Origin of the sequence: Paenibacillus sp. MY03 (assembly GCF_002165585.1) — a bacterium.
GTDB classification, from domain to species: domain Bacteria; phylum Bacillota; class Bacilli; order Paenibacillales; family Paenibacillaceae; genus Pristimantibacillus; species Pristimantibacillus agaridevorans.
In genome coordinates, this window is record NZ_MXQD01000033.1 from 29,094 (window position 1) to 43,198 (window position 14,105).

Genomic DNA, 14,105 nt, shown 5'->3' on the forward strand with positions numbered 1-14,105 from the left:
GGGGTGCAGGAATATGATGTTTGGAAGATTCACGGAACGTGCGCAGAAGGTGCTCGCACTGGCTCAAGAAGAAGCGGTGCGGCTAGGCCATAACAATATCGGAACGGAGCATATTTTGCTCGGTCTCATTCGCGAAGGCGAAGGCATCGCGGCGAAGGCTCTGATCGGGCTTGGTCTCGGTCTCGAGAAAATTCAGGATGAAGTCGAAGCGCTCATCGGACGCGGACAGGAACAACCGAACAACATCGCTTACACGCCGCGCGCCAAAAAGGTCATCGAGCTGTCGATGGATGAAGCCCGCAAGCTGGGCCATACTTACGTTGGAACGGAGCATATTCTGCTCGGCCTCATCCGCGAAGGCGAAGGCGTGGCGGCGCGCGTGCTGAACAACCTCGGCATCAGCCTGAACAAAGCGCGTCAGCAAGTGCTGCAGCTGCTTGGCAGCAGCGAAGCGGTATCCAGCAACCACGGCACGCCTGCCAATGTCAGCACGCCGACGCTGGATGGACTCGCGAGAGATTTGACCGCTTATGCGAAGGAAGGCAATCTCGATCCGGTCATCGGTCGAAGCAAAGAGATTGAGCGCGTTATCCAAGTGCTTAGCCGCCGGACCAAAAACAATCCGGTTCTCATCGGCGAGCCGGGCGTCGGCAAAACGGCGATCGCGGAAGGACTCGCGCAAAAAATCATCGCCAACGAAATTCCCGAGACGCTGCGCGACAAACGGGTGATGACGCTGGATATGGGCTCCGTCGTCGCCGGTACCAAATACCGCGGCGAATTCGAGGATCGTCTCAAGAAGATCATGGATGAGATCCGTCAAGCGGGCAACATCATCCTGTTCATCGACGAGCTTCATACGCTCATCGGAGCAGGCGGCGCGGAGGGCGCGATCGACGCTTCCAATATTCTGAAGCCGGCGCTTGCCCGCGGCGAGCTGCAGTGCATCGGCGCGACGACGCTGGACGAATACCGCAAGTACATCGAGAAGGATGCCGCGTTAGAACGCCGCTTCCAGCCGATCACGGTCGACCAGCCTTCCGTCGAGGAAGCGATCCAAATTCTCCACGGCTTGCGCGATCGGTACGAGGCGCATCACCGCGTGAAAATTACGGATGAATCCATCGAGCAAGCGGTTAAGCTGTCGGATCGTTACATTACAGACCGTTTCCTGCCGGACAAAGCGATCGATCTGATCGACGAGGCGAGCTCCAAGGTAAGGCTGAATTCCTATACCGTACCGCCGAATCTCAAGCAGCTTGAGAACCGTCTGGAGGATATCCGCAAGGAGAAGGACGCTGCCGTCCAAAGCCAGGAGTTCGAGAAAGCGGCCGCGCTACGCGATACGGAACAGAAGATTCGCGAAGAGCTGGACGTCACGAAAAATCAGTGGAAAGAAAAGCAAGGCCGCACCGATTCCGAGGTTACGCCCGAGGATATCGCTCAAGTTGTAGCGAGCTGGACCGGCATCCCGGTTAGCAAGCTGGCGGAAGAAGAGACGGAGCGCCTGCTGAAGATGGAAGAAATTCTTCATGACCGCGTAATCGGTCAAGAGGAAGCCGTGAAGTCGGTATCCCGCGCGATTCGCCGCGCAAGAGCCGGACTCAAGGATCCGAAGCGCCCGATCGGCTCGTTCATCTTCCTTGGTCCTACGGGCGTCGGCAAGACAGAGCTGGCCCGCGCGTTAGCGGAAGCCATGTTCGGCGACGAAAATGCGGTTATCCGCATCGATATGTCGGAGTACATGGAGAAACATTCGACATCCAGACTGGTCGGAGCTCCTCCGGGTTACGTCGGCTACGAAGAGGGCGGCCAGTTGACCGAGAAGGTTCGCCGCAAGCCGTATTCCGTCGTATTGCTTGACGAGATCGAGAAAGCCCATCCGGAAGTATTCAATATTCTGCTTCAAGTGCTCGAGGATGGACGTTTGACGGATTCCAAAGGCCGCGTCGTCGACTTCCGCAACACGCTAATCATCCTGACGTCCAACGTTGGAGCGGATCAAATCAAGAAAAACTCGTCGCTCGGATTCACCGCCGTACAAGATGCGGGCCGCGACTTCATCGTGATGAAGGACAAAGTGATGGCGGAGCTTAAGAAGAGCTTCCGTCCGGAGTTCCTGAATCGGATCGACGAATCCATCGTCTTCCATTCTCTCGGCGAAGAGCATATTGCCCGGATCGTGACGCTGATGTCCGACGAGCTGCGCAAACGCTTGAAGGAGCAACAAGTCGACTTCACGCTGACGGAAACGGCGAAGAACTTCCTTGCCAAGGAAGGCTACGACCCGCAATACGGCGCGCGTCCGCTGCGCCGCGCGATCCAGAAGCATATCGAGGACCGTCTGTCCGAGGATCTGCTGATGGGTCTCATCCAGAAGGGCGATACCTTCGTTATCGACGAGAAGGATGGGGCGTTGGTCGTTACGAAACATCTGCATCAGCCGGCTGAAACGCAGGAAGAAGAGCCGACTACGAAATAAAAAATGGCAAGTCGAATCATCGTTGATCGATGACGATGACGGCAATGAGAAAGAAAAGCATCCTCTGCAAACGAGGATGCTTTTTTCATGTCTGCGGGGACTTTTGTTCCCCAAAATGGTTGGTTATAAAGTCGGAGAACAAGCGGGCATTATGCGGGAGCTGCTCTTCGGCACGGCAGACGAACGAGATATAGCGGCAATTACGGTAATTCGGCAATCGGAACTGGATCAGCTCGCCTGCCGCCACCTCTTTAATGACGCTGCGCTCCGGCAGCACCGCGATACCCAGGCTGCACTTGACCGCTTCCTTCATCGTTTCGATGGCGCCGAGCTCCATGGACTGGTTGAATATTATTTCCGTCTGGTTCATCCATTCCTCCGTCAGCGTGCGGGAGGTAGAACCGGGTTCATGCAGCAGCAGCCGCTCCCCTTGCAAATCCTCCGCTTCTATCTCCTGCCGGCCCGACAGTCGATGGCCGGGAGCGACAACAAGCCGCAGCTCATCCTCCAACAATGGCTGTAGGGACAAGCCGGGTTCCGGCGAATTCGGAAGCGACACAACCGCGGCATCTAGCTCGTAATTGCGCAGCATGGCCATAATGGTGCCTGCCTTTTTGACGGTCAGCTGCAGCTGAATACTCGGGTACTCCTCCTGGAAGGCGGAGAAGCAGGCAGCAGATAGGTGGCCGGCGTATAGCTAGCGCCAAGCTTTAATCGTCCGCCGCCCCTTTTATGCAACTGCGCGGCATGCTCTTCCAGCTCGCCGCCAAGGAACACGATGCGACGAATATAGGGGAGCAGCTCCAGCGCGGCTTCCGTGGGCCGGAGCTTCCGCGACGTCTTGCGCACCAGCTCGAGTCCCAGTACCTCCTCCAGCTTGCGCAAATGGAAGCTGACCGTAGGTTGGGTGAGTCCCAGCTTCTCCGCCGTTTCCAGCAATGTTTTGCCTTTGCATATTTCCAATAACACTTTTAATTGTTGAATGGTCATATCATCACCTCATCCCATCCGAATATACATTTTATCTATATATATTTCAATATTTCTAAAGTTTATTTAACAATGGTTTAATCTTTCTCTAATCTGTCGTTGATTTTTCGTTGATAAAGTAACCGTGTAAGCAAAAACTGCTGACGAAAAGGTGGAGAAAAACGAATGAACGTTTATCCGATTCAATGGAAAAGAGTAACGACAGGCATAGTGCTGATATCTATGTTGACTGTACTTGCAGCATGCGGAGGCAATAATGGTGCGGAAAACGGCAATAAGTCGGGATCCGGGGCAGCTCCGTCGCCGACTGTAGCGCCAACTACGGAGGCAGTTGCAACGGAAGAGCCGGCTGTTGAAGATGCAGGCAAGCTTGTTGTGTACCTTAACGATTTTGACGCCATCATCGCCGATATGTTCAAGGAAGCAACCGGGTACGATGTAGAGCTCGTAACGGGCAACGGCGCGGAGATCATGTCCAGAATCGAAGCGGAAAAAGGCAATCCTCATTGGGACATCGTCTGGGCGGACATGATGCCGTCCATTCACGGCTTGGGTCTGCAAGGGCAACTGCTGGAAGGCTGGGAGCCGGAAAATCTGTCGCAGGTTGCCGAAGATTTCAAAGCGTACATTCCCGAGAACAAAACATATTTCCCTACCGGCGCTCATGCTTCCGGCATCATCGTATACAACAAAAACTTCTATACCGAAGAGACGGCTCCAAAAACTTGGGCTGACTTCGCCAAAGCGGAATACAAGGACCAAATCGCAACAGCCGACCCTGCCATCGCGGCTCCGGCATATCCGTTTGTTGCGGCGCTCTTCGACAAAGCCGGCGGAGTAGAAGAAGGCAACGCGTTTTTCGACAGCTGGTTCAACAACGGCTTGCGCGTTTTTCCGAAAAATCCGCAGATCGTGCAAGCATTGTCCGGCGGTGAAGTGAAGCTGGCAGCTTTGCAAGAATCGAATGCGTACAGCATGGTTAACAATAACGAGCCGATCGGCATCATTTGGCCTGAAGAAGGCGCTCCGGCATCCGTGCGCGTAGCCGCTATTCAGAAAAATACGAAAAACCCGAATGCAGCCAAAGCGTTTATCGAATTCCTGCTGGATGCCAAAACGCAACAAAAGCTTGTTGATGAAGGCGAAGAAGCTTACTTCGATCCCGCTGCCCAAGGCGTGATGGCGAGACCGGACCGCGCCGCGAACGCCAAGCTGATTGCCGCGGATGCCGCGTGGGCGTCGCAGCATGAAGCGGAAATCAAACAATGGTTTGCCGACAAAGCGGTTAAGTAACGGCCATGTTCAGGCTTACGAATGAACGGCTTGGTTGGCTGGTCAGCATCGCGCTGCTGATTCTGGTCCTGTACCCGCTCCTGGCGGTGGTCATTCAAGTATTGTTGCCCGGCGTTTTTTTCGGGAATTGGGTTATAGGCGATCTTAGTCTGCTCCTTGAAATATTTAAACGGCCGTTATGGCAAAAGTCGCTCGAAAACTCGTTGCTGCTGGGTATCGGCACCACTCTGATCGGCACGCTGCTTGGCGGCGTGCTGGCCACGGTTCGATCGACCTGGCGCTTCCCCACTGCCGGCTTGCTTGATGCGGCCGTCTGGTTGCTGCTAATCATGCCTTCATTTATTCTGGCGCAAGGCTGGGTTATGTTTTCGGCGCAGCAAGGGCTGGCCGTAAACCTGTTCGGTTGGGACTGGGTGCCGGGTGCGGTATTCCAGCCCGCCGGGCTGATTGTAATCATGACCTTGAGCAAATTCCCGCTCGCCTACCTCAGTATGAAAGCGGCGATGGAATGGAAGGTGCAGCAGTTGTCGGATGCGGCCAGGCTGGGCGGCGCTTCGCCGATCAAGGTGTGGGCAACGATTCAGGCGCCGCTGCTGCTGCCGGCGCTGCTGGCCGGAGCGGCGCTGGTATTTATGGACACGATTGGCGACTTCGGTCTGCCTTCTTCCATTGCGGCTATCTACCGCTTCCCGACGTTGCCGTATTCCATCTATTCGGCTCTGTATACATCGCCCATTCGGTTCGATATGGCGGGCGTGTTGTCCTTCTATCTGGTGCTGCTGATCAGCGTCGCGATGCTGCTGCAGTATGCGGCCATGCGCCGTTCCCGCTTCGACTTTATGTCGGGCGGCGCGGTGCCTTCCGCGCCGAAGGAGGCTGGCAAATACCGCTGGCTGCTTGCTGCAGGCAACATCGTTTTCCTGCTTGTCACCATTGGTATTCCGATCGGCTCAAGTCTGATGATGTCGTTTATGCAAGCGCAGGGAGGCGGCGTAAAGGCGGAAAACCTGACGCTGGCCAACTATGCGGCGTTGTTCGATGGCGGCTTCCAGCTGCTGCATGGTCTCGGGCGTTCGCTTATGATCGCGGCATCCGCGGCTGTTATCGGGCTTGTTGTTGGTTTGTTGGTTGCCTTTGTGTTGACGTATTCGCAGTTCCGGTTCCGGCGCGGCATTGAGGTGCTGTCGCTTGTCACTCTGGCTGTACCGGGCGTCGTGCTCGGCATCGGATATATTTTTGTATGGAATCAGCGCTGGCTGGAACCGCTGGGCTTGCTGTTGTACGGCAAACCGGCCATTCTGGTGCTTGCGGCGATTGCAGGAGCGATCCCCGTCATTACGCGGATTATGGTAGGGGCGATGGCCAAGGTGCCGCAATCCTTTCTTCATGCGGCAGGTTTGCAAGGCGATTCGCTACTGCGCCGGATCAGGCGCATATTGCTGCCGCTGATGCGGGGAGCGCTGCTGTCCGCGGGGTTGGCGGCATTCGGCGCCAGCGTGTTTGATCTCGCGGTCAATTCGGTATTGTTCCCGCCCAATTACATCACATTCCCTGTAGCGATCAACAAGTCGTTCGAGGATATGCGCTTCGGTTATGCGTCGGCGGCAACGATATTGGGAGGCGGAGTTGTGGTGGCGATTATATTGGTTATTGAACTGTTGTTCAGAAGAAAGGAGGCGCGTTCATGAATATCAAGTCGCGATTGTCTTCGGTGTTCACGGGCGCTGCTGCCGTTCAGGCGGGGGCCGCGTCGATACCGGCGGCATCTCTGGCTCCGGTATCGGCAAAAGATGCTGCCGGGGTTTCCGCCGGAAAGGAGAAGGACCAGGCTTCGGTATTGCTGGACATGCAAGACGTATCCAAGCAATATGGCGCTTTCCGGGCGTTGGACGGGATTTCGTTCCAGATGAAGGAAGGGGAAATCATAAGCGTGCTGGGGCCCTCCGGCTGCGGCAAGTCGACGCTGCTGCAATTGGTGGCCGGCCTAGCCAAGCCGGACGGAGGCGCAATTCGGCTGGGCGGCAAGGTAATCGCTTCTCCCCAGACGATGATGCCGCCCGAGAAACGCGGCATTAACATGGTGTTTCAGGATTATGCGCTGTGGCCTCATATGAATGTGGAGGACAATATCGCCTACGGCCTTCACCGCTTAAGCAAAGAAGAGAAGCGGGAACGGGTAAGCGAATTGCTGAAGCTGATGCGGCTGGAAGGTCTGGCGCATCGGCTGCCGCCGCAATTGTCGGGCGGGCAGCAGCAACGCGTCGCCATTGCACGCGCGCTTGCGACCCGTCCCAAGCTGATTCTGCTTGACGAGCCGTTGTCCAATCTGGACATGAGGCTGCGAATCGAGATGCGCGCGGAGATGGCCTATTTGTTCCGCCGCTTGGGTACAAGCGTGTTCCATGTCACCCATGATCCCGAAGAGGCGTTCTCGATGGCGGATCGGCTGCTCATTATGCGCAAGGGCAATATCGATCAGATCGGAACGCCGCAGGAATGCTTCAGTCGTCCCGCCAGCCGCCATGCCGCTTCATTGCTGGGCGCGATCAACCGGCTGCAGGGCACGAAGGAAGGTACGTCGGGAGGCACGGCAATCCGTTTGCCTTCGGACGGCTCGATATTCGGCATATCCGGCACGGAAGCTGCGGATGCGCAGGTCGGCTCCGCCATGGAGCTGCTATTCCGTCCGGAGGATCTGGTTCTGACGGAGGAAGAAAATTTTGAAGCCGAAGGCAATAATAAGCTTCGTCTGCGCATCCGTTATTGCACCTTCGAGGGCAATCGCTGGAGATCGGCTGCGGATACGACCGATGGTCAACCGCTGTATTTGTTGACGGACTATCCGCTCGATGCCGATCAGCAGGTCGTGGCGGCGCTGCCCGCTTCCAAGTCGTTTCTATATGCCAAAAACGATGATTAGAACGGGCTTACGGAACTGAGAAACGGCTTGCACGCCGTCATGGAACGGCGTCAACCGTTGTTAACCAACTATCGAAGAGGAATGTTCATGATGCAGTTCATGCAGTTTAAGCCTACCCTATCACGACTATTGGTTATATCGGATATTCACGGCCACGAAGAAGGATTGGCGCAGCTGCTGCACCGTGCGGATTACTCGCCGCAGACGGACAAGCTGATTCTGTTGGGGGATTACGTGGATACGGATCCGTCCACCTGGCGTACATTGGATACGGTTGTCGATCTCGTATCGCAAGGAGCCGTCGCGCTGCAAGGCAATGCGGAACGGAGTTTGCTGGCTTCAGGTCCTGACTTGGCGGGCCGGCTGTCGCCTCATATGCTCGACTGGATGGAACGGCTGCCGCTATATTGGAGCGTAGATACCTATTTGTTTGTACATGCGGGCATTCGGCATGGGGTGCCGCTTGAGCGGCAGACCGCAGAGGATTTGACCGAAATTCGGGATGACTTCTGGAATCGCGAGCCGGCGGGAGGGCAGACGGTTGTATTCGGCCATACGCCAACCTTCAAGTTAGGTTCCCCGCCGGGAGAGCTGTGGTTTGCGCCTGGCAGAATCGGAATCGATTGCGGAGCCAAACATGGGAAACGGCTGGCGCTGCTTGATCTTCGGGATGGGGTCAGCTACAGCTGTTCGACAAATCCGGAACGAATGTATACGGATTGGCGTGTCGAATGCTTGAAGATGCATCGCAGCGCAAGCCTTTCGGACAGATGACATTAAGGCTATCAGGAATATTGTTATGCCATTGAGATGTGATCGGCGTCGCCCGTTCGGCTACTCCAGCCGCCAGTTGCGGCAATGGTCCTGCTGCACCGGCGCGATGCCGGATTGCAGCGGGTTATGGTTGATGTTCCGCGCGTAACCGTCTTCGATATGGCTGAGGTACAATAAGCCGCGATCAAGAATGGCGGCGTCCGGCTTGTCCTTCCGGAATGTCATCCCGTTGATATATAATCCTCGCACATGGGCGGCAACGAATTGATAGGGCTGAGCCGCATAGTTGAACGCATCGGGATCGGCATCGCAGCGGCTGGTGCCCGTCGCCTTGGTCATCTGGCTGAAATCTTCCTCTTCGCCGGTCATGCTGTTGGTGAAGTTGTTGAAAGTAATATTCTCGACGGGATGCTCGGCCGTCCCTTCGATGAAGATGCGTCCCGGTCCCGTCAATATTATATTGTCAAATACGATATTGCGGATGGAGACGGGTTTGGAAGATTGATAATAACGCGGCGTTATATCGATTAGGAAAGGGAACTTGAATGCGGCATGAATAATCAGGTTGGAGAACACCAGATTCTCGTACGGGCCGCCATCCTTCAAGTAAAGAGATAATCCGATCGTCGAATCGTGCACGACGCAATTGGCGATCGTGACGTTGCGGATCGGCCCTTCGCTTTCGGTGCCGAATTTGATCGCCTGGCAACGCGAACGCAGGACACAGCCCGACACCGTCACATTCTCGCATGCGAAACCGTCAATGCTCTTGAATACAATGCTGTCGTCGCCGGATTCGATATTGCAGTCGCTGATCTGAACGTTGCGGGAACCGTCAATGCCGATGCCGTCCGTGTTAATGCGGTTGCGATTATTGCGAATCGCAACCCGGCTGATCATCACGTCTTCGCACTGCTGCACATGCAAGGTCCAGCTGTCGGAGTGCCGGATCGTAATGCCGTCGACCCGTACCCCGCTGCAGCCGGTGAACAGCAAGGTGCCGATGCGCATCGGTACCAGACGGTTCTCGGGAAACCATAAATCCTCTGTGCCGCCCCCGTTTATTTCCCCTTCTCCGGTAATTCTGCAATTGCTTACTTCGCGAGCCAGCAACAAAATATAAGTAGCGCGAGGCGGATTGGTATATGCTTCATAACCGACGGGAGGATACAAGCTCATGTCGGACGAAGCGCGAATAACGGCTTGCATGCCCAGATGCAGATGAACGTTGGATCTAAGCATCAGCGTCCCCGTTACGTAAGTCCCCCGGGGCACATACACGGTTCCGCCTCCCGCCTCGGAGCAGGTGTCAATGGCCCGCTGCAACGCGTATTGATCAAGCGTTTCCCCGTCTCCAGCAGCGCCGAATTGTTTTACATTATAATCGTACATGTTCAGTCGTCCTCCTTGCGACGGAAGTCCCCTTTCGATTCCGACAGCAGCTTGCGGAATAAAGTGGGGCTTGTGCCCGTCGATCTTTTGAACATTCTTTCGAAATGAGCCAGGCTGCCGAACCCCAACATGTCGGCAATCGAAGAAACGGAATGCGAGGTTGAGCGCAACAGTTGCCGAGCTTCCAGCAGCCTGACATGATGGATGTAATCAATAACGGTAAAGCCGGTTGCGCTCTTGAACAAACGAGACAGATGGAAACGGCTGAGCGCGAATCGCTCGGACAACTCCATAATCGTAATGGATCGTCGGTAGTGGGCATTCAAATATTTCATCATTTCGGCAGCCCGGTCATGAAGGGCAAGCATTCGATTGTCTGCGGCCGGCTGATGGCGGAACAACGTAATCATAAGCTCCGTGACCAAAGCCTGCATCATATTGCGGCAGCCAGGCTGTCCGCTCTTCCGCTCTTGGAGCAGCCGGAACAACAGATGTTCGACAGCCGCCTGCTCTTCCCGGGACAATCGCAGGACGGAGCTCCCTCTATGGAATAGCTCGGCCGCGTCTATCTCGGTAAGCGGCAGCAACTGCAAAATTTGTTCGTTCAACATGACGAGGAAACGTTGATGTTCGTTCACCGAAGCGGCTATGGTGCGATGGCGGTCATAGGCATTAATGAGCACAAGATCGCCTTTCTTCAGATGATAAGTCGTCTGATTCAAATAAAGAAAACGTTCTCCCGCGTACAGATAATAAATTTCATACGTATTGTGCGCATGAATGCTGGCCATACTGCCGGACACGGCAAATTCGTCCAGACTGATGCGCAAGTCGTCCTGAATATAAGTAATTTGATTATGGGTACCCATGGATGCATCACCGGCTTGATTATAACCATTGCCTGCCTGAAAAGAAAGCATTCTGCTTCAATTCATGCGCACAATCGGTTGCATGGCCAACAATTTCGCACAATCGGTTGTAAATAAGGAGCGGGGCATTGTCTTGCTATACGCCAGCATGTACAATAAATTATTCGTTAGGAGGCGAAGCCGCTATGAAATATCGATTGCTGATCGTGGATGATGAACGGGAAGTCCGGGAAGTACTTTCGGAGATTGTCGATTGGAGCGAACTGGGGTTCGAGGTCGTTCAGACGTTAAAGGACGGCAGAGATACGATTGCTTATCTGGAACAGCAGCTCGTCGATGTTGTATTGTCGGACATTAAGATGACGTTCGAGTCGGGAATCGACGTGGCCAGATTTATTAAAGAGCGGCAATTGCCGGTGAAGGTCGTATTGTTAAGCGGCTATCAGGAGTTCCAATTGGCCCAAGAGGCGATTCGATATGATGTAAGCGATTACTTGCTTAAACCTACCGATCTGGATGAACTATATCGCGTGTTTCGGAATCTCAAGCGAGAGCTGGATGCCGGAGCGGCGGTCAAACAATCCGAGCGCCAGGATCGGGAACGCTTTGCTTCGTATCTGCTATTTCAATCGGACGCGGCAGCCGAAGAGATTGCCCGGCACCTCGAGCAGCTTAACGCCGCCGTTGACCCGATGCGGGAGCCTTGCGCCTTGATAGAAGTGACGGTCTCCAAGGATAGCGGAGGGGTGTCCAGGGCGGATGTGGCGAGCAGCAAGAAACTTCTGGCCAATATGGCGGCGGGCCAGTTCCCGTCCTGGCTGATGCTGTTGGATGAGCGCGAGCAGCCACCTTATTACGCCGTTATATGTATGCCGACGGAGCAGCAGCAGTTGTATGACCAAATGCAGAATTCCTTGCAGCGGCTAAATAATATTACGGCGCTTAAAGCACAATTGGTTGGGTTCCAGCGATTTGACAACCTCGCGACGCTGCTGGTCGAATATCGGAGCCGCGATCCGCTGAGGGCGTCGTCCGACGTGAAGCAGGAAGCGGCGGCCGGACCGCAGCGGCGGGACGGCGATGTGTCCCCAAGCAGCGGTAGTCAGTCTGGCGGCGGCAAATGGGCGATTCGCCAGGCCGTCGCTTACATTGAAGAGCATTACCATAAAAACTTGTCTTTGGAGCTGGTGGCGGGCCAGGTCCATCTGAATCCGGTTTATTTCGGGCAGCTGTTCAAGAATGAAACGAATCAGAACTTCTCCGATTATCTGGTGGAGGTGCGATTGAAACACGCCAAGGAGTTGCTTCGTTCGACGCCGTTCAAAATTTACGAAATTTGCGACAAGGTTGGCTATAAGGATCTGAAATACTTTTATAAGCTGTTCAAGAAACATGAAGGGGTAACGCCAAGCGAATATCGGGACAGGAGTTAACGCCATTCGATAAAGCAAGCGGGGTGAAGCGATGAGCGGTTGGGGAAATATGTGGCGCGACTTTCGAGAATACAGGCGCAACAGCATTCTTGTGCGAAATTTCCTGATTACGTTGCTGTTGTTAATGGTGCCCCTCGGCGTTGTTCATTTATTGGTATATGCCTATAACGATACCATCAACAGGGAAGAAATTAGCCGTTCGCATATGAACGAGCTGGAACGGTTTAAAGATGCAATGGACAACTCGTTGTTCAATCTGGAGAATCTGTCTCTGCAAATGGCCAGCCAAACCGACTTTGCGTCAGTCGGGAAAGGGAACTTCGACTTTCCGCTTAAATACGAGCAGTTAAACAAAATCCGCCGCATTCAAGATGCGATGTTAATGGCGCAGCTGACGAACACCAGCCTCGAGTCCATATTTGTATTTGTCAAGGATAAACAGTACTTGATTGCTGGAACTAGCGGAGGGAATATCAACAAATATGATGTGGATTGGTGGTACGATGTTTATCGCGATCGCCAGGATACAACCAGCTCATGGACGCAATTTCTGAGAAGCGGCACGGGAAGCAATGACGAATCCCCTGATTTTTTGGCGCATTTCCGTCAGTTGCCCATCTATGGTTCGTCGTCCGAAAAGTCCGGCGTGTTGTTTGTATCCTTTAACATGAATCCGCTTAAGCCGTTCTTAAGCATGCAAGCCGGGAAGCTGTATATTATCGATTCGCAGCAACGGATTATATATGCTCCCCAAGCGGATAGGATTGGCAGCGAATTTTCCGAACTGGAGCCGAATGCCGCGCATGCGGTCGAACAAAGTACGGTGTCCGAAATTATTCATTCCGGCGGGATGGATTATACGCTGTCTGCCGTGCCGTCCGGTTACCGGGACTGGCAATATGTATCGGTATTGCCCCTGCGGCATTATTACGCCAAACAAGTGAAGTTCAGGCAATTTATGATCATGCTGGTGCTTCTGGCCTTGGTGTCCAGTTTGTTGTTCGCGCTGGTCATTTCTTTGCAAAATTACCGTCCGATCAGCGGGATCTTGTCCATGCTGAAACGAGGGGAAGGAGAGACCGGCAGTCGCCGCGGCAAGCTGAACGAAATCAAATACATATCATCCAGCATTTCCAGCTCCAACGAGCAGCGGCAAGAGATGGAGCGGGAACTGCAGCATCGTTACGAGCTGTTGAAGAAGTCGCAAGCCATTGCGTTGCAGGCGCAGATCAAACCCCATTTCCTGTACAACACGCTGGAATTGATTAATATGAAAGCGATTCGGATGACGCGCGGGAAAAATGACGTGTCGGACATGATTCTCGCGTTGTCCCGGCTGCTGCGGTTAAGTCTCATTACGGAGGATGACATTATTCCGCTGCGCAAGGAGTTGGAGCATGCCCAGCTCTATATTCAATTGCAGCAGCTGCGTCTGGACGGGGGGCTTGAAGTGATCTGGAAAATCAATGAAAACATACTCGAATACGATACGATCAAGCTGACCCTGCAGCCTATTCTGGAAAATGCCGTCTATCACGGCATTCAGCCATCTTCGCGGCAAGGCGTGATCAGTATCGTCGGTTATGCGGAGGCGGACGCCGTCATTCTGAAAGTCAAAGACAATGGCGTAGGATTGCCGCGCGCTGTTGCGGATGAAGTGAACCAAAGCTTTCTGCAAACGCCGATCAGACAGAATGAGAGCATCGGATTAAGAAATGTCAATCAGCGTATTCAACTGGTGTTCGGCAGCGAATACGGATTGCGTCTGGCCAGCCGCGAAGGCGAAGGAACACTGGTCGAGATGAGGCTGCCGAAACGAACTCGGAAATAAAACTTCCCCTGCTGCCATCAAACACGAACGGAGCCGGATCCCGGCACGATAACCGCTGCGCGAGCGATAGTCGTGTTATCGCAAGGTGTTGCGGCTCCAATCTGGATTTCCCCCCCCTTAA

At 54.3% G+C, this 14,105-nt stretch carries 11 protein-coding genes; 7 read left to right on the plus strand and 4 right to left on the minus strand.

Features of this window, described 5'->3' with window-relative positions; genetic code table 11:
- Nucleotides 1–13: 13 nt before the first annotated feature.
- Nucleotides 14–2,482, plus strand: a complete 2,469-nt coding sequence (gene clpC / locus B1748_RS22785; protein ID WP_087570257.1) for an ATP-dependent protease ATP-binding subunit ClpC — start codon at nt 14–16, stop codon at nt 2,480–2,482.
- Nucleotides 2,483–2,567: 85 nt separating this feature from the next.
- On the opposite strand, the gene B1748_RS22790 is transcribed toward clpC, so the two are convergent.
- Nucleotides 2,568–3,119: a LysR substrate-binding domain-containing protein gene (locus B1748_RS22790; protein WP_306299340.1), complete on the minus strand. Its 552-nt coding sequence runs from the start codon at nt 3,117–3,119 to the stop codon at nt 2,568–2,570.
- Nucleotides 3,104–3,472, minus strand: a complete 369-nt coding sequence (locus B1748_RS22795; protein WP_256975877.1) for a LysR family transcriptional regulator — start codon at nt 3,470–3,472, stop codon at nt 3,104–3,106. Before B1748_RS22795 ends, B1748_RS22790 begins: the two co-directional genes overlap by 16 nt.
- A 165-nt stretch (nt 3,473–3,637) precedes the next feature.
- Here B1748_RS22795 and B1748_RS22800 point away from each other — a divergent pair, with 165 nt between their 5' ends.
- The 4 genes from B1748_RS22800 (at nt 3,638) to B1748_RS22815 (ending at nt 8,459) form a co-directional block, all read left to right on the plus strand.
- The gene (locus B1748_RS22800) at nt 3,638–4,765 is read left to right on the plus strand and encodes an extracellular solute-binding protein (protein WP_087570259.1); all 1,128 of its coding nucleotides are present in this window, start codon (nt 3,638–3,640) and stop codon (nt 4,763–4,765) included.
- Between the two features lie 5 nt (nt 4,766–4,770).
- The gene (locus B1748_RS22805) at nt 4,771–6,453 is read left to right on the plus strand and encodes an ABC transporter permease (RefSeq protein ID WP_087570260.1); all 1,683 of its coding nucleotides are present in this window, start codon (nt 4,771–4,773) and stop codon (nt 6,451–6,453) included.
- On the plus strand, nt 6,450–7,685 hold the full coding sequence (locus B1748_RS22810) for an ABC transporter ATP-binding protein (protein WP_256975878.1): 1,236 nt from the start codon (nt 6,450–6,452) through the stop codon (nt 7,683–7,685). The genes B1748_RS22805 and B1748_RS22810 overlap by 4 nt, the downstream gene beginning before the upstream one ends.
- Nucleotides 7,686–7,772: 87 nt before the next feature.
- Nucleotides 7,773–8,459 (plus strand): metallophosphoesterase, encoded by a 687-nt coding sequence (locus tag B1748_RS22815; protein WP_179215753.1) that lies wholly within the window; start codon nt 7,773–7,775, stop codon nt 8,457–8,459.
- Between the two features lie 60 nt (nt 8,460–8,519).
- Here B1748_RS22815 and B1748_RS22820 read toward each other — a convergent pair whose 3' ends face one another.
- Together B1748_RS22820 and B1748_RS22825 are read right to left on the minus strand one after the other, a co-directional pair.
- Entirely contained in the window at nt 8,520–9,851 is a 1,332-nt protein-coding gene (locus B1748_RS22820; RefSeq protein ID WP_087570262.1) for a glycoside hydrolase family 28 protein, read from the minus strand.
- A 2-nt stretch (nt 9,852–9,853) separates the two neighbouring features.
- Nucleotides 9,854–10,720, minus strand: a complete 867-nt coding sequence (locus tag B1748_RS22825; protein ID WP_179215755.1) for an AraC family transcriptional regulator — start codon at nt 10,718–10,720, stop codon at nt 9,854–9,856.
- A 185-nt stretch (nt 10,721–10,905) separates the two neighbouring features.
- Here B1748_RS22825 and B1748_RS22830 point away from each other — a divergent pair, with 185 nt between their 5' ends.
- Together B1748_RS22830 and B1748_RS22835 are read left to right on the plus strand one after the other, a co-directional pair.
- Nucleotides 10,906–12,153 carry a response regulator transcription factor gene (locus tag B1748_RS22830; RefSeq protein ID WP_087570264.1) on the plus strand — a complete coding sequence of 416 codons (1,248 nt, stop codon included), beginning with the start codon at nt 10,906–10,908 and terminating at the stop codon, nt 12,151–12,153.
- Between the two features lie 31 nt (nt 12,154–12,184).
- The gene (locus B1748_RS22835; RefSeq protein WP_087570265.1) at nt 12,185–13,984 is read left to right on the plus strand and encodes a cache domain-containing sensor histidine kinase; all 1,800 of its coding nucleotides are present in this window, start codon (nt 12,185–12,187) and stop codon (nt 13,982–13,984) included.
- The last annotated feature ends 121 nt before the right edge of the window (nt 13,985–14,105 follow it).